Here is a 20557-nt window from a genome sequence, read left to right on the forward strand (position 1 = left end):
TTCATTCAGATATGGGGTCACAATACACGAGTGCTGAATTTAATATTAAATGTCAAAATTATGGCTTGAAACATTCATATTCACTCAAAGGACATCCATACGATAATGGCCGTATGGAAGCATTTCATTCAATATTGAAACGTGAAGAAGTGTATTTGAAGGCATACAAAACATTAACGCAAGTCCAAGCAGCCATTGGTTGGTATATCAATTTTTATAATCGCAATCGTATCTCAAATGTTGCCTAAGTAACTGAATAAAAATAGTCCAACTTATTGACTTCTGAGCAACAAGCACAATCTCAAACATACGGAGATGTGCTTTTTTTTAACAAAGAATTAGCATCTAGGGTACAAGATTTAGTTTCAAAATCAATTGAGCTAACTTTTGCGTATCGAGATTTAGATTTGCTGATAAAGGGAACTGATCGCAATACTGAAAGCGGGTTAAACAAAATTGAAGAACAGTTGTATCAAGCTAAACGACAATTGAGAGAAAAAAATTTTTAAAATCAGTTTTTTGTTACTGATGTCACATTGCAAAATATATAAATATGATATATTATTGTTTGTATGTTAAATATCAGTTTGTATTAAATGAGATTAAACTAATTTAAGTGAATTATTTAGGAGGTTCGGCTTTTTATGCAATTAAAACTCAAAAAAGGTGACGAAATTAGAATTATATCCCCAAGTTCCTCAATGGAACGTGTTGGTGGCTTTGAGGAAAATTTAATTGCCAAACAGAGATTAGAAAATTTAGGATTTAAAGTAACCTTTGGAAAACACATTCTTGAAAATGATGAATTTTTCTCCAGTAGCATAGCATCAAGAGTTTCAGATTTCCATGATGCATTCAGTGACAAAAATGTTAAGGCAATTATGACCACTATTGGTGGTTTTAATTCTAATGAATTATTAACACATATTGATTGGGACATTGTTCGCTCAAATCCTAAAATGTTTTTTGGATATTCTGACACCACCAGTTTGCATAATGCAATTCGCGCCATGACACATCAAATTACATATTATGGTCCATGCTATTCTTCATTCAAAATGGATGAATTGCAAGAATATCAAACGACAGAATGGTTAAAGGCATCTTTAAATGACTCTTTTAAATTAGAGCCTAGTGATGTTTGGACTAGTGATTTGTGGTTTGACACTACTTTACCACGACATCCTTTGGTTAACAAATGGAAAGCGTATAATTCAGGAGAAGCTACTGGTATATCAACTGGAGGAAACATTCAGACATATTGTTTACAAGCAGGAACGCCATTTTTTCCGGAAACAGAAGATCCTATTGTTTTCATCGAGCAAGCAGAGGGTGGAGAACCACTAGAATTTTCACGGGAGTTGGCTCAAATCTTACAAGTACATACCGATATAAAAGCACTCGTAATAGGAAGATTTCCTACTGTCAATGCAATGAATGAAGAGAAACTGCATTCAGTTTTAGATAAATTTTCAATTTTAAAGAAGATACCAGTCATATATGATTTAGATTTTGGGCATACTCAACCAATTTTTACAGTTCCATTGGGACAAAGTATCAAAGTGAATGCGACTAACAGTAGCAAAATTGAGGTTATTGTGCAAGAAAATTAGATTCTTTAAAGAACACTTTTTTGGTACTTGATAATGAATATAAAAAAGCACAGGTAAGGTACTGTGCTTTTTTTATGGAAAGCTATTTATTAGTTTCAATAATCGAATATATAATTTAGTGCTTATTATTGTGCTTTTCAGTACGTTAAAAAATAAAATAATAAGCAATATTGTGAAATGGTAAACTTGTTATAGGGGATTAATGCCCAACTTTACTAATCAAAACAAAGGAGTATGTATGTGTTATGAATGATGAAACACCAAAAAAACGAAAGCGCCAACCACATATAAATGAAAATCAACGTCATATGATTGAATACTTGTGGAACATTGAGAAAATGACGCAAGCAGATATAGCAAGACGTTTAGGCTATACACCGTCATCAATACTACGTGAGTTACATCGTGGTAACACGCTAGATTTTTCAAATTTAGACAGACGTACATTGTTGAATATGGATATACACGCACGTATCAAGTATTCAGCACAGCGTGGCCAATATCTTGCGTTAAAACATCGTAGTAAAATGGGTACAGGTTCAAGATTGACACCTGAATTAAAAGAAATCATTGAAACATGGGTTAATGTTGAACATTGGACACCTGAACAAATCGCTGGTAATGTACAAGATGTTGATGTGTCGGCATCAGTGATTAGATTGTGGGCTAGAAAAGGTTTAATTGATATTCGCAAACATAAGTATCATCGACAAAATGGTACACCAAAAGAAAGAGCTGTTGCACAAACCAGACGTGCTAAAGAACGTGAAATAGCTAGGCTCCGTGAACAATTAAAAAATGACGGAGAATTAGTCCGTCATTCAATATTTGATCGCTCACAGGTTGTGGAAAGTCGTAAACAGTTTGGTCATTGGGAAATTGATTTGGTTTTACCAGCCGAAATGAATAATCAACGCTATCAAGATACAACTGCCATTATGACGTTTACTGAACGTAAAACTCGGTTTACTGCCTTAGTATTAGTCCGCAGTAAGAAATCTGTTGATATGATTGGTGCATTTAAACTGTTTTATGAACGTTATGGTAAAGCTGTGCGTACTATAACAGCAGACAACGGTTCTGAATTTATCTCATGGGACTTTTTAGAATATGTTCAAAAAGAGCTTAAAATCAAGCTATACTATGCCACACCGTCATCACCACAACAACGTGGTTCCAATGAAAATCGAAATCGTAAGCTACGTGATTGGTATCCTAAAGGAACTTCATTTAAAGATGTTAAACAACGACAATTAGATGAAGTAGCTTCAAAAATGAATGCCATGCCATTAAGACAGGCATTGGACGGCAAAAGACCTATGGTAGTCTTTGAACAGGAATATAAAGCCATGCAACGTTACCGCAGAGCTTATGAAAAGCGTAAACAGCGAATGCTTGAAGAACGTCAAAATGATGAAAAATAAGCCATAAAAACTGTTAATAAAAATAATGAACTTTAGACACTAGATGTGTCTTTTTTTGTTGTGCTTAAAATAAAACTATTTGAAAACGGTTTAATCGGTTGAAATATTTGATATAATAGTGAGTAATTCAATTGCTAAAAGCCTTTGTATAAACGTTCAAAAAGCGTGGAGGTTCAATTTACTTTTAAACCAAATCATGATATTCTAGAAAAAGTTGTGCTCTGATTTAAAAATAATCTTCGTTAGTTTTACATACATGTTACCAGTAGTTTACCAATATATTAAACATGTGGTTTTCAACTTGACCGGAGTCTGTAGAATAATAAGCATAAGGTTTGATATAGGAGTTGAAATACTTCTGTAACATACCTTGTGCTTATATTTTTGTCAAAAAGGCTTAATTTATTAAGAAAGACTAAAAAATACAAATAAGCACAAAAAAAAGACCAGCCAGTGGCTAGTCGATTATGTACTTTGAAAACTAGATATAAAAAATGATTACTATAAAATAATGTCTCGACAACCTTATTCAAAAATCAAATTTACGTAACTAATCTTCAATAAGATAATTGTAAAGTATTTTGTAAATTATAGCAATCATGGTTGGCTTTTTGTAAGCTAACTCGGAGCCTCTAAAAGAGTGTAGAGAGAACAGTCTAGGATAGTTACGAGAATCAATGTAACTTGTTACTCCGTTAAAAAAAATCTCAGTACCGATGCGATGTGTGCATACTGTGGCAAGTATGTTACACCAAAGGTTCTGCAGTCGTGAAAACAACAAAAGTGTGAGAGACTATACGTGTACAGAGATATAGTCAATATGTATTGTTGAATAGCGTGCCAAGTGATTAGAATATCATCTGAATTTGAGTTATACTGAAAAAGTAGAAATCAAAAATTAAGAGAGCTGTTGTTATGGAAGAAGAACCTGATCTAGATTTGTGTTTGAAAATTTTGACTGAAACGTATTCAGTCGAAGTTTTATTGCGAAAAGCAATTTCTGCACTTTCAGCCGATGAAGAATTTATTAGTATCATTGCAATGCAGAAAATTCTTATTGGCGTATCCCATGAAAAGAAAAATAATGATGATTCATTAAGTATTAATTCGCTTGATTTTGGTGATTTGCTCAACATACTAGAAAAGAACTTTTATGACATAAGGTCTGCTGACATTTTTTCCCAAATGGAAAATGATTTAGATAATTTGAATTCGTATAAGGAACAAATTTCTCGACTGAAACATGAACAAACAGTTTGGGATGTAATTAAACATTTTGTGATTGAAAAAGTCGATGACAAGTATGTCGAACTGTCAATGGTGGGTACACAGTTAGATACAGTTTACGAGTTTAGAAATAAAGCTGCTCATTTTCGACTGATGAATAATTCTGCTTATGATAAGGTTTTGAAAGCTGTAAGCCATATAAAGAAAATGATTGTTTTAAAAAGTACAAGTCAACCAGAAAATTTTGTTGACTTACAGGAAAGCCTCAAAATCTATCAAAGCTCTCTGGCTGGTGCATTAGGCAGTATGCAAGATGTCAGTCGGATTATTCAACCACAAATTGACGCGTATAGAAATGCTTTCAAAGATTTGAATATTGCTATGCAACCTCAATTTAACGATATGAAAAACATAGCGTCTCTAGTAAACGCTACTATTCCGCAGAATTTAAATATGGTAGTAAATCCGTTGAATAATCATACGTCTAGCTATAAATCAATACATCGACCTACAGACACAAAATCAGATTAAGTTTCCAGAACAAGGCAAGAATGGTTAAAATATTACTTTGTATCATTACATTTTATAAGTATATAATTTCAAATGATGTAGTTAAGTTTAAGTTGTGAAGCAAAAACAGAAAATATCTGTTTTTGCTTTTTATTATGAATTAAGAAAGTAGAGAATTTATATTATGGTTAATAAGTTTGGTAGTTTATCACTACAAGGAAAAAGTATCGGAAAGCTCACATTTGCTGGGCGAAACTTAGTTGGTGCTAATGCTGATGTGGCAGTGGCAATGTTGAATGTGAATAACACATTGAATACTGAAAACGTCACACCACAGGCTGGCTTTGATTTTAGTATAGCTTTTGGTACACCGCTAAAATTGATCGATGCAAAAATTATTGCTGGTACTGCTCGCAGTAACCAAAGAAATGGTGCTCGTGTTGCCACTAAGACAGGTACTTTGTTGCCTATGTCTGACACAGCAACAGACACTTTACCAGAAGAAGATTATGATGCCGTATTCGTATCAGGTAAAGACAAAACAGTTCACGGTCGTGTTCGTAGTGCTGATGCCTTTGATAGTCATGATTTAGTCTTGTTTAGGGTTACACCTAATTATAAAACTGACAATCGTGGCGAAGTGGTACGTGATGATTACGATGAGCCGATGATTTCTAATTATCAATTCAACTTTATCCAACAAAGCAAGTCAGGAGATGTTGGCAATGATGATAACATTGTCCGTATTTTGGTTGACTCAGCAGAAAGTGAACGCTTGCAAGCTGGTTTGAAGCCGGGTGACAAGTTAGTGCCACAAGGTTTGAAGTTTGCATTTGCTGGTAATGATGCCACTGATTGGACAGTGTATGCTGACACATTGGTAGTGGTCGAGGAAAGGACACAAGAAAAGCCAACATCTTCACAAAACAAGACGATTAATAGCAAGGCGAGCACAGCAAAAGATTAGTAATTTCATATTACAATAAAACTTTTCAATATCGGCCAAGAATGGTGTGAAGTTATTATAAGCGTTTTTTCAATTATTTCTTTATTTATATATTTTAATTTATTTTATATTATATTATTAAAACTCTAGATACGGGATCAGAAGTAAATATAATGAGAAGAAATCACATTTAATACCCATTATATAACTATAGTGTTATAATACATTTACATTATATTTATAAGATATTGGAGAGAAATATGCCATCTTCATCAAAAAAAATAAAATATACATTCACAATTAGAATACACAAAGATGTTACCAAATATACCGATATTATTAAACCGGACATACTATCTTCTCCTGAATGGGCTCAATACACTAAAACAAATATTGACTCAAAATACGGTACAGGGAAAATTTTTTTATCTCCTGCCCAACCTAATACTCCAGAATGGAAGGGATTACTTGCAACATTGTCTAAAAATGTTGCCCAAGCATCTGATAACGTTTATTCAAAAGCATTAATCATTTTTAGGCTAAAAAATTCACATACCCATCGGTTTGCCAGCATTTCAATTGGCTATGGCGACTCTATCATTGACAGAAAAACGGTTGTTAATGATTTCGGGAAAGTGGTTGCAGCTAAAACGATTAAAGACGATAAAATGCGTGCTGTTGATACTACGGAAATAAGTGATGTTATTTTGCAGTCTAGTAGGCAAATAGTAGGAGCGAAAATTAATGGAACAAGGTCTATTTTAGGGAGTCGCTCGGAATTTCCAAGAAGTATTCGTGGTACAATCAAAAACGGCTCAACCGAAATTGAATTAGTTGGTAATAATGATTCGCTAAAAGTGACTAGATTCATGAGTCTCGATGAGATTGCAGGTGATTTAGATTTTTATGTTGAAGCTTATGAAAATAAAAATCTACCGCAAGCTGAATGGTCCACGCGTTTTAGCGAAGTTAAGGATGCTACTTTAAAAAATACTTTGTTTTTAGAATTTGCTAATTCTGTACTAGAAGGAAATGATTTTGCAATTGCATGGCCATATTTGACGGAGGACGCTGATTACAAAATTACTGGTATTCAAAAAAATGATGAAATTATACAAGGTGACTTGGCTACAGCTTACAAAGATGCGATAGGAAAAAAAGCATACACTTCGAAGCAGTTAGTAGATAAATTTCATAGAGATAGTTTAATTAATGTTAACGTCAATCAAGTTTTGATGAGTGTTAAAATAGTCAAATCATTAATTGGCGATTTAGTTTTCCAAAATGAGAGGTATTTATTATTTAATGGCACTTGGTTTTTGGTTTCATCTAACTTCTTTAAAGATATCAAAGATGAATTTGACAACGTGGTAATTTCCTGTCTACCATTTATCCCTACAAAGAATGGTGAATCTGAAGAAAATTATAATGGAATGCTTAACATTTCTCTCAATCGTAATAATTTTCCATGTAGAGAAATTCATCCAGATTTGTTTAGAGACCCTACTTTTGCCCCTTCTGGTGTTGAGCCTGCTGATCTAGTGACTGAAAATTTAGAATTTATTTATATTAAAAAAGGCACATCTTCTGCAAATTTAAGTCATCTATTTTTGCAAGGGCAGGTAGCGGCTAGTCTCATATCTGCTAATATAGATATGAGAAAGTTTGTTGCAAAAAAAGGTTTCGGATCACATTGGCTAAATGATACGACTCGGAAAAATGACATTAAAATAGTTTTTGGAATCATTAAAAAGAATCATGATTTACCTTTTTTCTCTATGATTAGTTTTGTTGAGGTCATTAGAAATATTAAAAACATGGATTTTCAGGTTCAACTGGCTTGGATTGATGGGCAATGAAGATTATAATGTCCATATGGGTTATTTATAAACAAACAATTCTTTCAGAATTACTCTGTATTTCTAAAAACTAGTATTATAAAAACTAGAATTAGAGCTTGCTGGATGTGCAAAAAGTGGGTTATTATTTACAATAAGCAATAGAACGCGCATATTCGAAAAAAAATAATTCTTATCAGAATTTAATAGAAAGATCAAAGACTGGTTAAACAATCGGTCTTTTTTGGTTGTTACAATGGCACAGAAAATGATTTATTTTAGCTTTATGTTTGGGGTTTGGCTCGTTTATGTTGGGTCTATGTTCCCTATATTTTTGCTCGTTATGAGTTTGGGTCAATCACTAGATGTCGCTATGATAATTGCTAGTGTCGTGACCTTTTTATTTATTATCGTTCAAAGAACCTTTAGAGGTTTACATTTAATCAATCAATTACAAAAGAATATTTGAGAGAAAGGATAAGCGCTAAAGAATAGCGCTTTTTTATTTAAACATCATGGAAAATTCAAAAATATATAAGTTGTACAAGTCAGGTAAGTTGTGGGTAATTAGTGCTGTGGCAGTGGCTGGCGTTGCTGTGAGTGCTAATACCACGCAAGTAAGCGCTGATACCGTTTCAAACGCTGACACACAAGCAGTGAAAACCACTGATACTAAGCAAGATGACAAGCAAGTGCAATTGACTGCTTCATCAACTGATACGGCTACGGACAAAGCGACAACTGATGATGCCACTAAATCTGCGACTGTTTCTTCAACTGCTGAAAAAAGCACAGTGCCAACAACGGCTGGTACTAGTGTGTCACAAGACCAAGCAAAAGATGCGGTCGATAAGGCACAAGATACAGTTAAGAATGATGCGGACACAGCTTCAAAGGCTGGCGTTGATGTGACAACTGGTAAAACAACTGATGTCACTATCAATGATGACAACGCTTCATCAAAAACAAATGAAGTCTTATCTGATTTGAATAAGCAAGACCAAGCGGTTAAAGATGCCACGGCAAAGCAACAAGCAAATGATCAAGCCTATGATAAGGCAACTAGCGACCAGAAAGATGCCACAACAAAAGGGAAAGCTGATATCGACAAGTCAACTGCTGATTTAGATAAAGAAGTTGACAATGCCAAACAGGCAGGAATTGATGTCAGTGTTGAAGTGTCAAAGACTGCTCCAGAATACAAATCGTTGAAAGGACTTGAAGGACAAGATTTGTTAGACGCAATGGCTTATAACATTGACTTGTACAATGAAGCAATCGCATATGGTGTGGCAACTCAAAATCAAGATGCACAAACTTTGGCTAACTTGACGGCTGAATATCAAAAACAATTCGCTGATTATCAAGCCAAAAAGGCAGCCGTTGATAAGGCAAATGCTGATAAAAAAGCAGCCTATGATAAGGCTGTTGCCGAGTTTGAAAAGGCTGTTAATACCGAAATTAGTATGAGTGCTAAGACACAAACGGACGCTTCAAGCGGTCAATACAAAACCTTTATGACTTCTACTGTTAATCAAAAGACAGGCGAATTTACACTCGAACATGATATGAATGACGGTGTGCATGTGATTGGTCATGGTGTTTTGAAAGGTAAGGTTAATTGGAAAGTCGTTGCCAATGGTGACGGTTCAGAAACAATCACCGTTTCATCAATTGAGTTGTACTCATACACCTATACGAACTATTATCAAAACTCGGCTGTTAATCAAAACATTAACTTTCACGTTTATGATTTGAATGGTAAGGAATTATTCTCTGTTTATCATGACGGCAATACTACTTTTACTAAGAACATCAACTCAACGACTGCAATTAACAAGACGTTTACTTTGGCACCTAATGCGACAAGTTCGGCTATCCAATTCCTAACAGTTGATGATAACTGGATATGGAATACTCATGGTCAAGTTGATTGGCAGATTAAAAATACTAATGTCGCACCAAAATCACCTGACTATGAACAAGAGCCAACGGCACCAGTTGCCCCAAAGGTAAGTGTTCATAATATTACTGTAGCAGACATGCCAACGGCTGGTAAGCCACAGGTACAAAAAGTTGATGTGCATTATTACAACATCAAGAAGACACCTAAGGTTGAAAAGACGGCAACACCTGCAACACCAAAAACAGTTGAAACGGCAAGCATTTTGCCAACGACACACGCTAATGAAAATCAAAGTGGCGTATTGTTGAGTGCATTGGCTGGTTTAGCTAGTCTTGGTTTGGCTTTTGGTATCTCTAAAAAAGGTAAAAAGCAAAACTAATCTAAAAATTGATCTCGTGACGTTATCACATAATATAACCAAATGGGGTGTGAAGCCCAATCAATAAAATTGTTAGGAGACAATAAATATGTTGCAAAAACAACTTTTAATCGCAGGTTCAGTGCTTGGTGCGTTAGCATTAGGTCATCAAGCGGTCAACGCTGATACTGTGCCAACAACTGATACTAGTAAAGCGCAATCAGTACAAACCACATTACCTACTGTTAAAGCAGTAGTTTTAAATGCCACAGATGTCACAACGAGTGATGCCAGTTCAACCGTAGATGACGGCACAACAGTTGACAATGGTGATGTGCCAAATGATGACGGCACGAACACAGATAATGGTGGTGGTTCTGCACCAAATGATGATGGCACGAATACGGATAATGGCGGTGGCTCTTCATCTAACGATGACGGTACAAATACTGATAATGGCGATGGTTCTTCATCAAATGATGACGGTACAAACACTGATAATGGCGGTAGTTCTAATTCATCGGATAATGGTGGTGGTTCAAGCTCATCAGATAACGGTGGTAGTTCTTCATCGAGTGATAATGGTGGTTCTTCATCAAGCAATAATAATGGCGGTTCAAGTTCATCGGATAATGGTAGCACCTCTCATGTTGTGCCTGTAACACCTGATAACAATGGTAATGTTGTCAACGTACCAACGCAAGTCGCTAGTGATGCTGATGTATCAAATGCTGTGAAAGCCTATAATCAAGCACTCGCAGACAATGGCAAAGATGCTTCGAATGCCAAAGTTAAGCAAGCAAAAGAAAACTTGGATAAAGCAATTGACAAAGCCTTGCCCAAAACACATGCGATAGAAAAATCATCAATGGGTGGTAGTGGTATCTTAGCATTGGCAACGTCTGGTTTAGTTGCTTTGGGTGGTTTGATTTACAAGCGTAAGCATCTATAAGACAACAAAAAAGCCACTGTTGCCAGTGACTTCAATGGTTAGGTTGAATATTGATAACTTTAATTTTGCTTACTTTTATGTAATGCCCCTAACCAACAGTTAGTATAGCACATAATGACATTGAATTTAAATAAGCCACTGTTACCAGTGACTTGGTTAGGTAGAGTGAATGTTTTTAATTTAGAAAACACATAGTTATTTTATGTAAATTAAAATCTCTACCTGACAATTTATTAGTATAGCACAACAAAGGAAGGGGGTGAAACATGCATGGTCTCCCAAAACTCAAAGTGCATTTTGAGTCACAAAGAAACAAAAAAATGCCGATCAATTTAGTTAAAAAATTTCATTATTAAACATAAAAATAGATTCATTCCAGACTAAACTACCTAAATATTTCAAGATAGTATATAATAACTATGTTATGACATATTAAGGAGAATATGATGAGAGATATAATGGCTTTATGTAAAGTCTATATGATTAATATAATGAGTAATAAGTTTGCCTTTGTGTATAATTTGTTACTTCCGATTATTTACTTTATTTATAAGAATGTAAATCTCTCTTCTGCCACAAATCATTTTAATACTACCACAGCTGAAGCACTTGGAAATTTTTGGGCTTACATCATATTTGTGACTATACTCAACAATGTTGTTGTGTCCTTAATTGTTCAACGAGAACAAGGGTTTTATAAACAAATGTTGTTTGTGGTAGGGTCTAAAATAAAAGTTGTTACTGCAATATTTCTCGTTCAATTAGCCATAATTTGTTTAGAGATTAGTGTATTTAATGTTGTGGTGATGATAATCATACATCAAGTCAGTTTTAAGTTGCTTTTGGCAGGAGTAGCTGTTGCACTGTTATCAGCCTTACCAGTGACGCTAGTAGGTAGTATTTTATTCATATTCAGAATTAAGATTGAATCCGTTAACATACTTCTTGGCATAATATTATTTGGATTATTTTTTATCATATCAGTGCCAACATCTTATTCATTTACTGGTCTGTTTAATCTGTTTAATCCGTTGAGTTTTGTGACTGAAATGTCAATACAAATACAAAACATGATGTTTAATATTGGGGTAGTTAGTGCTGGAATTTGGATTCAAATGGCTATTGTCAGTGTTTGCTATGCAATCATCGGCATTTATTCTATCTCCAAATTCTCTGTAAATGCGATTGCAGATAGAGTGTAAGGAGCAAAACCATGGAAATTAAAAATTATTCTGTGACATTTGGTAATCGTCAGCTTTCGACTAATTTAGATGTCTCTTTTTCAACAAGTAAAATGAATATTGTTATGGGTGCTAATGGAGCTGGTAAAAGTACGTTATTAGACTTTGTAGCTGGAGTAGGGCCCAAAGGAGCTGTTGGTGAAAAAGTAGGAATTCCTTCTTACAAAAAAATCGCCTATCAACTACAACAAGTTCATTTTTTTCCGACTTTGACTGTTGCACAAACCGTTGAATTTTATACTACACTGACCGACAAAGCAAAAACAAAAATGTATGAAAATGCGCAAACGGTGAGGAAAAATTTATTGGACCCAATTTGGGACACTAGAATGGGACAATTATCTGGTGGTGAGCGACAAATTGTTTTAACCTACGGGCAGTGTTTATTAGATAAAGAGGTTTACATTTTTGATGAACCAACAAGTGGCGTTGATGAAACTAATGCGCCTGTTATCTTGAGTATGATCAATGATCTCGTTATCAATGAACACAAAATTGTCATTATGACTTCTCACCATTCTGATCAATTAAAACAATTTGATCTTAATTTGATAACGTTGTAATTTTTTGAAACATGGCAACATGTTTTTTTATTGATGAATTTACGAAAGGGGGTGTGAAATGCGTGGTCTCCCAAAACTCAAAGTGAATTTTGAGTATGAAAAAAAGCAAAAGGAAAAAGCAGTTAGAATACCTAAAGCTCATACAATGAATTTAGGTAAGGTACGTAAGATAGTTCTATTATTTTTCATAGGGCTTTTTATTTACTTTAGTTATGTATTGGTACTTGCTAATGCAATTGCTCAAAAGAATAAAACGTTGCGTGCAACGGTCACAACTTTGAGCAAAAAATTGGATAAAGCCAGTGCTGGTACAACCAGTTACAATCCTGTTGTCGGACAATATCTTGCCAATTTCTTGACACTTTATTATTCATCATCAGATAGTAATGCTGATAGTCGTTCCCAAAAATTAAGGCAATATTTGGCAAGTAATATCACACTACCTAACAATTTAGGTAATTCCAAAATGAAGTTAGATAGTGCTAAATTAAATGGCATCTTCACTGTGGATAGTGTCAAAACAGCACAGTATAGCTTAGTGGTTGAAGCGGACGGCAAACACAGTGATATGACGGTTAATGTACCGTATGCGCAGGAAAATGAAAAACTAACCGTGATAGGTTTTCCTTATGTGGCTAACACGATTGATAGTGTTGGACACATAGGGACTGCAAGATTTGATAAAACTGGTAAGACAATTAACGATAGTGAAGTCACGGCAAAAGTCGTTAAATTTACCAAACAATTTGCACAAAAATATGTATCATCTTCAACTAAAGATATGTCAATGTTAATGTCTGACCCTGTAGGGTTAAATGGGGCTGTTGATCTTTTGACGTTAGAGGATAGTAGTATCAAAGTAACAGGCACAAGTGAAAAGCCAGTTGTGACAGCGACAATGACAGTTCAAGTACATGGTACAAACATTATGCAAGTACAGACGATTAGGTTAGATTTGAAAAAGCAATCATCAACCTATTTTGTGACTAAATTTGTACAAGCATAGAAAGGAGTATTATGGATATTTATAACGCTTTGAAGCCTGTGTTGCTTGGTGCGGTTGTGATTATCTCTGGTGGGCGAGCAATTGCTCATTACGGTAAAAGCGAAACCAAACAAATGTGGGTAGCGATTTTGATTGGCGCTTTGGTTTATTTCTTCGTCAACGGACCAGCCAATACATTAAATGCCTTTTCTGGTTTGATGAATACAGTTTTGAATTATATTCAAGGGCTAGGGGGTTAAAGTGTATGTACAATTACAGACGAGTTTACACGAATTCGGCTAAGTTCAAAACGATTTATGGCGATTTCAAGTTACCAGTTTTTATTGATACTCGAATTGCTGGAGTTTTGGCAATCACAACAGTGATCGATGCCGTGATTATTTTTGTGTTCAAACTTTATACTGTGAACAATGGAGCTTTAACATGGGGGTTTGCTTTATTGGTTGGTACTTTAGTTGGCGTTTATCAATTAGACAAGCTACTCAAAGTTGATGATTTACCATTTGAAACAACGCTAAAATATGCTTTAACACATTATTGGCGTTATTGGTTTCAAAAGAAACAGTTGTATCAGGATAAACATTTGAACAGTAATAATAAACGGTATCAAATTCTATAGTCTTTAAAAAGCATGTGTGAAAGCATGTTTTTATCATGTTATCGTCAATTGAAAGATAGGACAGTGCTGGGGCAGTTCCAGTAGGTAACAAAAATATATTTAAAATAAATTGCATTAAATGTTTAACAATGTTAATATATAATAAACAATGTTAAAGAAAGGCTTGCTTATGGATTGGTTTTTAAAACTAGAACGTGAAGATCAAGAGTTCGTTAAACAATTAGTCAAGGCTTCAGGTTCCTTAAAAGAATTAGCCAAAATATATCAGGTTAGTTATCCAACGGTACGTGTCCGATTGAATAAAATTATTCAACATATTGATTTAATTGAACAACAGGGCAAAAGTTCGTTTGAAACTAAAATAATGGAAATGGTGATTAATGATGAATTGCCATTAAATTTAGCCAAAAAGATTCTTGCAGATTATCAGGAGGAAAAAGATGAGTGAATTTATGGGTGTTTTTTATGGCTGTTTAGTAGCTGGTGGTTTGTATTTACTGGATCGTTTCCTTCCAAAATGGTTTGGTGCTTTACCAGGTATAGCCTATTTTATTTTTATGATTTGGTTAATGATTTACAAAAATGGTCATAACATTTTAGGGTTATTTACAGTTTTAATCGTCGGCGAAGCAATCATTAATAGTATTTGGATAGAAAGTATCGAAAGTAGAAAAAAGAAAACTCAAAAAGAGTTGGATAAAATGAAAGCCAAAGATTTGAGTTAATTTAATAATAAGTATCAAAAACGGCATGTCTTGTATTGGCAGGCTTTTTTTGTTGCAAATCAAAATGGAAAGGTTGGTGTGATAGAATGGATATATTAACAACACGATATGAGAGAATAGATATGTCTGAAAAACCAAAAAAAATTGAGAAAAAGAATGTATTGTATCTAGTCATTGCAGGCTTACTCATAGTCATCATAATTATGAGTTTTTATATTCATACTTTGCGCAATCGGAGCACAACAACTATTGTGACCGCTCCGACAAAGACCAGCAGTAGTGTGTCAAGCGCATCGAGTTCATCTACTAGCAAATATGTTGAGGGTAAAGATTACACTGTTAAATACTCAAATGACGGTATTGTTGCTAAGTCAAGTATTGATGAAGCACTTTCTAATGTAGGTTTAAATAATTTTGACGATGATATGGATAAAGATAGTGGCAATTATGCCAAATTTGAACTTTATTTTAATAAAAGTAAAAATGTGATTGTTGAAAAGTTGTACGAGAATGGCTATCAGAATAATGAGCCAACCGTGATAATAGCTTATGATTTATCTACTAAAAAGCAAATAGAGGGTCATATCGGTAGGCTTTATTATGATAATATGCCATTGGTCTATACATGGACAAATAATACTGTTCAATAATTTTTTTAGTGTTTGCAAATACAGCAAGCACTTTTTATTTTGAAAGGAAAGCACATGTTAATAAAATTTTGTCGGAAGCTAATTATTTTGGCTTCTTTTTTGTTTGTTCTAGGTTTTGCACAAACGCAAGTATTCGCAGATGATACTAGTAATTCGAGTAGTTCCGTGATGTCTGATGATACTACTAAGGCAATTGATGATGCTTCAAAGCAAGCCGAAAAAGCTGTTGAGGAAGTAACCAATGATGCGGAAAAAAAATCTGGTGACACATCTTCCGCAAGTGACTATTCAGACGACTTGATTAAAAGTAATTTAGAAAAGAGAAAAATGGACTGGGTAAACAGTCATATTTTGCAAAACTATAAGTTTTATCATCAAGATAGTTCATTAACAGATGTTTCTTCTGGTGCGGCACATATTGTAACTGATCTGTTCACAGCTATTAACTTAAATATTGTTTATCCATTATTTGATAAGGGGTTATCAACGATGTTTGATTTAACGAATATTACTGATGGAATTAATGATGTTTTGGGTAGTGTGGGGCAATACTCACAAAAAGCTTGGCAAAGTGATGCAATAAAAAGTTTGTTGTACCTAGCCTTTGGGGCTGGACTAGTTTGGACGTTTGCTAAAAGTATTAAAAGTGGTGGCGGTTTAAAATCAATTCTCACAATAATTGTTATTGCGGTTATCGGTTCGGCTTGGGTTAGTGGTGGTAGCACAGTGTTAAGAACAATCAATACGTTGACTTCTAATGCGCAAACAGCCGTGTTTGTGGCGACAAGTGATATTGATGATAGCGGTTATACCTCAACTGGCGATGATTTTCAACGTACTCTAAGATACGCATATTTTACAAAAGCCGTTGAACGACCATTTTTGTTGGGAAATTATGGTGTTGCCACTATGTCAGATGCAGAAAAAAACAACGATAAAATGGGCAACCCTTATCGTTTAATCGGCGGTAATGTTGACGATACGACGCTTTCAGAATTTGCTGGTAAAAATGTTTATATTAAGAAGAAAGGCGGACAAGAATGGTATCAAGTCGCAATCGCATTTATGTCTCCAGTGATGTCGGTTGCCTATGGTATACCTTTACTAATGGTTGGTTTGGCTAATCTATTAGTTCAATTAGGGGCTATTTTACTGTATTATTTAGCGCCTTTTACAATTATGATTTCACTTCTTCCAAAATTTGCGAATAGTGCTTTGAAAACGGCAATGGGTGCGCTTGGGTTACTCTTTGCTAAGGTCGGGCTACTATTTGGCATCATGTTTATTACTTGGGTTGGCAATGTTACTGATACAGTAGTGCCACCAGTTGATAGTGCTAGTTCAATGTTGAACTCAATTGTTTATATTGTTTTGATGATTCTACTTTGGAAAAACAAAAGTTGGTTAGTACAAACGATTACTGGTTCAAGTGTTGCCAACAATGCTATGAACAAAATTAGTATGACAAGAGCAGGGCGTAAGGCATTGGGTACAGCAGGCGAAATGCGTGACAGTGCTAATCGCATGTATCAAGGTGCTCGTAATGGCATCAAACGTGGTAAAGACATGAAAGACAACTATAAAGACAAGCATAGTGATGAGTTTGATGATGATGCACTGCGTGATGAAATTGAACAGGAAGAACAAGCAAAGCGTAAGCAAGCTCGTAAAGACTACCTTTCAAAAGATATGGCAAAACATCAAGCACAAGTCAAAAAAGACCGTGCTAGTCGTTTGAAGAATGCAATGCCAAACCAAGATACATCAGATACTTCGCAGACAAAAGATGATGGTGTGCCTGATAATACAGGGACGCATAGGGCAATCGCTGATGAAGTGACTTTGCCACGTTATCAACGGTCAAAGGAATTAAAACAAGTACCTGATACACCTGACAGCGCCACAGAGCCAAAAGGTCGTCCTTCAAGTAAAAGTTATGAAACTGGTTCTAAAGAGGCACAGACAAGACGTGAGGCACGTTCAAAGGTATTGAAGTCAAAAGATGATACCACACATTTTAATCAACGCTTACAAGCAGATAATGAACAGCGTAAACAAAATAAACAAGATTTAGATAAGGAGTTGCGATGAAAAGACTTCTGAAAGGCTATTTAATAGCTATTCTATCCCTTGTTTTTTTAATTATTGTCATTATTGGTATGTTTGCTGGTAACAGTGATCAGTGTCAATCAACGACAAGTGATGCCAATATCACAACTAGTGCTGATAAAGAAGCGGTTGCTAAGTCTTTGCATGACAACCTTAAAAAGATATCAGGTGTGACCGAAGCTGGTATTGCTGGATATTTAGGCAATACACAACATGAGAGTGGCTTTAATTCTAGCGTGATACAATCAAATGCGCCTTACAGTGAAAGTCAAGCAATGAACCCTAAAGTAAGTGGTTACGCTTTTGGTCTTAATCAATGGGACAATTCGAGGCGTGTTGAGTTAATCAATTATGCTAAGTCAAAAAATAAGCCGTGGACTGATGCAAGCGTGCAGTATGATTTTGCGCTTAATCATGATGGCACAAACTCTGACTTATTAAAGAAAGGTCTGAAAATGACTAACATTGATGATGCCACAGAATTTTTAAGAGCTAGTTGGGAACGTGGTGGCGCTGGGACAACAGCTACAAGACAAAGCTATGCTCGTTCTTGGTATGCTAAGTTTTCCAATGGTTCATCAGATACAGCCGTTGATACTGCCACAACTGGTGCAGAAACAACTCAAAATACTGATAACACAACTAATAATTCCAGTGGTTGCTCAACTAATGTGGCACAAGGTATGGGAACTAGTGGTGCGCCAGTTAAAGAAATTCCTAGTGCTTATAAAAGCAAAATCAAGGACACGAACTTTACCGCTACTTCATCATCAAATACTTATCCATTCGGACAATGTACTTGGTATACCTATAACCGTATGCAAGAATTAGGCACACCAGTAGAAAATGGTTTAGGTAATGGCGCTGATTGGGGTAAGAACGCTAAAGCAAAAGGTTACAAAACTGATAGTCAGCCACATGTTGGGTGGGCGGTTAGTTTCTCACAAGGCGCAGACGGTGCCGACCCGACTTACGGACACGTCGCCGTAGTTGAAGCGATCAGTGATGACGGTAAACATTTCTTAGTTAGTGAATGTAATGTTGTGGCATCAGGGACTGGTACAGTGAGTTTCCGTGAATTAACGGCTGGTCAAGGTGTGACCTTTATTCAAGGTAAATAATCGAAAGGAGTTAGTATGAAAAATAGCCGTTTAATCATTTTTGCTAGTCTGGTTTTAGCTGGTATTCTTGTGACACAATTCAATCAAATACCAAACTTAGATAAGCAATTTGTACAAGCTAAAGCTGATTTAAAGCAAGCAAAATTAAGTCATAAAAAATCAGAAACAATCGTATCTAGTCCACAATTACAACAATCAACAGTGAGTGATAGCACTAATCAAGTCACTAAGTTTGTCAAAATATTTAGTAACCAACCGACTTCAACTTATCCTGATAGTTTGAAAGGGTTGGCTTCACAAAAAGTGATTAACGAACTCACGCAAACTTTTGCGCCTAGTGTGACATTTAGTGACAAGGCACATTATGATGTACCACTTGTAGGGTTAAAAAATGCTTGGGGGTCTGATTTAGAATACTTGGTTATTGCTAAGAGTGATGCGCAAAGTGTGGCTTATACAGTCACTTATGATGCTGATGCAAAGCAAGTCACTGATATGTCACGGCTAACCTTAAAAGGAGCATTCGATAATGAAAAATAAAATCTTACTTAGCATTATGGGTTTGCTTTTGGTTGGTCTTGGCATCACAATGTCAATCACAAATCATAAACGGTCACAAATAGCAGATGTTAGAAAGGAAGTGTCGCAAGTGGCTAAAACACAAAAGCATGTCACGACACAAAATGATAACTTGCAAACGACCTACAATGCAAATGATGCGACAGCTAAAAGCAAGCTACTAGAATTTGCAAAGGCTTATTATACGTTTAGTAGTCAATCAGATTATGATAAGCGATTTAATCAAGTATCAGATATTTTAAGTCTATCTAATGACCAAAAAAATCAATTATTTGATAGCGGACTTGATGCCACAGGTGGGTCACGAATTGATAATTTAGGGCTAACCAGTCAATATCAGACAGCCACAGGCTATACCAGTGATTTAGATAACCAAACAATTGAAAGCCTAGCAACTGTCGTTGTCAAAACGAGTGGTACAGCGCAAAAAGCAATCAATCAAACAGTCCTAATACATGGCTGGTTCGATATTAAAAGTCAAAAATTAACGTCAATTAAGATCAATCAAATTTCAATCCATTAGAAAAAGCTAGTCCATAAAGGCTAGCTTTTTAATTAAAACTTTTCAGCGAAAGTTACAAATTGCTTTGCACTATCAGCCAAGAACTTTTTTGTATCTTCATTGGTAATCTGGCCATTCTCATCTGCTAGGTTAGCAACGTTACCGATATATAACTCTGGTTGTTGCATTGTTGGCATGTCAAGGAAAACAAGAGATTGACGTAAAATGTGATGAGCCAACACACCAGCAATACCACTAACTGATTGTGAAGCAACCAATGCAGGCTTACCACCCCAAACACTTTGTCCCCAAGGACGTGAAGCAATGTCCAATGCGTTTTTCAATGCAGCCGGAATGCTACGATTATGTTCTGGTGTAACGAAGATGAAAGCATCTTGAGCCGCAACTGTCTCACGGAACTTCACATAAGATTCAGGAGAATTTTCATCTAAATCTTGATTGTACAATGGTAACTCACTGATATTTAAATAAGTTACTTCTGCATCAGCTGGCAAACCAGCAACTAAAGCGTCAGCGACACCTTTTGAATATGAATTCTTACGAATTGAACCAACAATAATACCAAACTTAGTCATGATTAAAAGACCTCTTTCTATTTACTAAAAGTAAGTGTAACTCATTTCTTATGATTTGACAAGTACTTTTGA

General features: G+C 35.3%; 22 protein-coding genes and 1 pseudogene. 22 read left to right on the plus strand and 1 reads right to left on the minus strand.

What is annotated here, in order from left to right; translation table 11 throughout:
• From IEU65_RS10495 to IEU65_RS02420, 22 genes and pseudogenes are all read left to right on the plus strand, one after another.
• Positions 1–248 (plus strand): integrase core domain-containing protein (locus IEU65_RS10495; RefSeq protein ID WP_188352216.1); only part of this gene is annotated, 248 nt, incomplete at its 5' end.
• Between the two features lie 39 nt (positions 249–287).
• Positions 288–509: pseudogene (locus IEU65_RS02325) on the plus strand (hypothetical protein); the annotation flags it as partial.
• 135 nt (positions 510–644) lie between these two features.
• Positions 645–1613 carry a S66 family peptidase gene (locus IEU65_RS02330; RefSeq protein ID WP_010291492.1) on the plus strand — a complete coding sequence of 323 codons (969 nt, stop codon included), beginning with the start codon at positions 645–647 and terminating at the stop codon, positions 1611–1613.
• Positions 1614–1858: 245 nt separating this feature from the next.
• Positions 1859–3037, plus strand: a complete 1179-nt coding sequence (locus IEU65_RS02335) for an IS30 family transposase (RefSeq protein ID WP_010291493.1) — start codon at positions 1859–1861, stop codon at positions 3035–3037.
• Positions 3038–3952: 915 nt separating this feature from the next.
• Positions 3953–4795 (plus strand): hypothetical protein, encoded by an 843-nt coding sequence (locus IEU65_RS02340; RefSeq protein WP_010291495.1) that lies wholly within the window; start codon positions 3953–3955, stop codon positions 4793–4795.
• A gap of 163 nt (positions 4796–4958) precedes the next feature.
• Positions 4959–5741: a hypothetical protein gene (locus IEU65_RS02345; RefSeq protein WP_010291496.1), complete on the plus strand. Its 783-nt coding sequence runs from the start codon at positions 4959–4961 to the stop codon at positions 5739–5741.
• 239 nt (positions 5742–5980) lie between these two features.
• Positions 5981–7579 (plus strand): DUF6119 family protein, encoded by a 1599-nt coding sequence (locus IEU65_RS02350; protein ID WP_168441541.1) that lies wholly within the window; start codon positions 5981–5983, stop codon positions 7577–7579.
• Positions 7580–7814: 235 nt separating this feature from the next.
• A complete protein-coding gene (locus IEU65_RS10500; protein ID WP_010291498.1) occupies positions 7815–8027 on the plus strand; it encodes a hypothetical protein in 213 nt (70 codons plus the stop codon).
• Positions 8028–8073: 46 nt separating this feature from the next.
• On the plus strand, positions 8074–9843 hold the full coding sequence (locus IEU65_RS02355) for a KxYKxGKxW signal peptide domain-containing protein (protein WP_168441542.1): 1770 nt from the start codon (positions 8074–8076) through the stop codon (positions 9841–9843).
• An 88-nt stretch (positions 9844–9931) separates the two neighbouring features.
• Complete coding sequence (uasX, locus tag IEU65_RS02360; protein ID WP_010291591.1) at positions 9932–10774, plus strand: serine-rich aggregation substance UasX; 843 nt, start codon at positions 9932–9934, stop codon at positions 10772–10774.
• A gap of 446 nt (positions 10775–11220) precedes the next feature.
• Positions 11221–11976, plus strand: coding sequence for a hypothetical protein (locus IEU65_RS02365; RefSeq protein ID WP_031941261.1), 756 nt, complete (start codon positions 11221–11223; stop codon positions 11974–11976).
• Positions 11977–11987: 11 nt separating this feature from the next.
• Entirely contained in the window at positions 11988–12578 is a 591-nt protein-coding gene (locus IEU65_RS02370) for an ATP-binding cassette domain-containing protein (protein WP_010291588.1), read from the plus strand.
• A gap of 58 nt (positions 12579–12636) precedes the next feature.
• Positions 12637–13584 carry a conjugal transfer protein gene (locus IEU65_RS02375; RefSeq protein WP_010291587.1) on the plus strand — a complete coding sequence of 316 codons (948 nt, stop codon included), beginning with the start codon at positions 12637–12639 and terminating at the stop codon, positions 13582–13584.
• Positions 13585–13595: 11 nt separating this feature from the next.
• The gene (locus tag IEU65_RS02380) at positions 13596–13823 is read left to right on the plus strand and encodes a TcpD family membrane protein (protein ID WP_010291586.1); all 228 of its coding nucleotides are present in this window, start codon (positions 13596–13598) and stop codon (positions 13821–13823) included.
• A 5-nt stretch (positions 13824–13828) separates the two neighbouring features.
• Positions 13829–14203: a hypothetical protein gene (locus IEU65_RS02385; RefSeq protein WP_004906402.1), complete on the plus strand. Its 375-nt coding sequence runs from the start codon at positions 13829–13831 to the stop codon at positions 14201–14203.
• A gap of 169 nt (positions 14204–14372) precedes the next feature.
• Entirely contained in the window at positions 14373–14651 is a 279-nt protein-coding gene (locus IEU65_RS02390; RefSeq protein WP_004906393.1) for a DUF2089 family protein, read from the plus strand.
• The gene (locus tag IEU65_RS02395; RefSeq protein ID WP_010291583.1) at positions 14644–14928 is read left to right on the plus strand and encodes a hypothetical protein; all 285 of its coding nucleotides are present in this window, start codon (positions 14644–14646) and stop codon (positions 14926–14928) included. Before IEU65_RS02390 ends, IEU65_RS02395 begins: the two co-directional genes overlap by 8 nt.
• Before the next feature lie 122 nt (positions 14929–15050).
• Complete coding sequence (locus IEU65_RS02400; protein WP_010291582.1) at positions 15051–15578, plus strand: hypothetical protein; 528 nt, start codon at positions 15051–15053, stop codon at positions 15576–15578.
• 54 nt (positions 15579–15632) lie between these two features.
• Entirely contained in the window at positions 15633–17669 is a 2037-nt protein-coding gene (locus IEU65_RS02405; RefSeq protein ID WP_031941260.1) for a CD3337/EF1877 family mobilome membrane protein, read from the plus strand.
• On the plus strand, positions 17666–18808 hold the full coding sequence (locus tag IEU65_RS02410) for a phage tail tip lysozyme (RefSeq protein WP_168441544.1): 1143 nt from the start codon (positions 17666–17668) through the stop codon (positions 18806–18808). Before IEU65_RS02405 ends, IEU65_RS02410 begins: the two co-directional genes overlap by 4 nt.
• 15 nt (positions 18809–18823) lie before the next feature.
• Entirely contained in the window at positions 18824–19348 is a 525-nt protein-coding gene (locus IEU65_RS02415) for a hypothetical protein (protein ID WP_168441545.1), read from the plus strand.
• Positions 19338–19910 (plus strand): hypothetical protein, encoded by a 573-nt coding sequence (locus tag IEU65_RS02420; protein ID WP_010295675.1) that lies wholly within the window; start codon positions 19338–19340, stop codon positions 19908–19910. Before IEU65_RS02415 ends, IEU65_RS02420 begins: the two co-directional genes overlap by 11 nt.
• A 32-nt stretch (positions 19911–19942) precedes the next feature.
• Here the strand turns inward: IEU65_RS02420 and IEU65_RS02425 are convergent, their stop codons facing one another.
• Positions 19943–20485: an NADPH-dependent FMN reductase gene (locus IEU65_RS02425; protein ID WP_010295678.1), complete on the minus strand. Its 543-nt coding sequence runs from the start codon at positions 20483–20485 to the stop codon at positions 19943–19945.
• Positions 20486–20557 lie beyond the last annotated feature (72 nt).

Origin of the sequence: Leuconostoc pseudomesenteroides KCTC 3652, from assembly GCF_014634745.1 — a bacterium.
Lineage (GTDB): Bacteria > Bacillota > Bacilli > Lactobacillales > Lactobacillaceae > Leuconostoc > Leuconostoc pseudomesenteroides.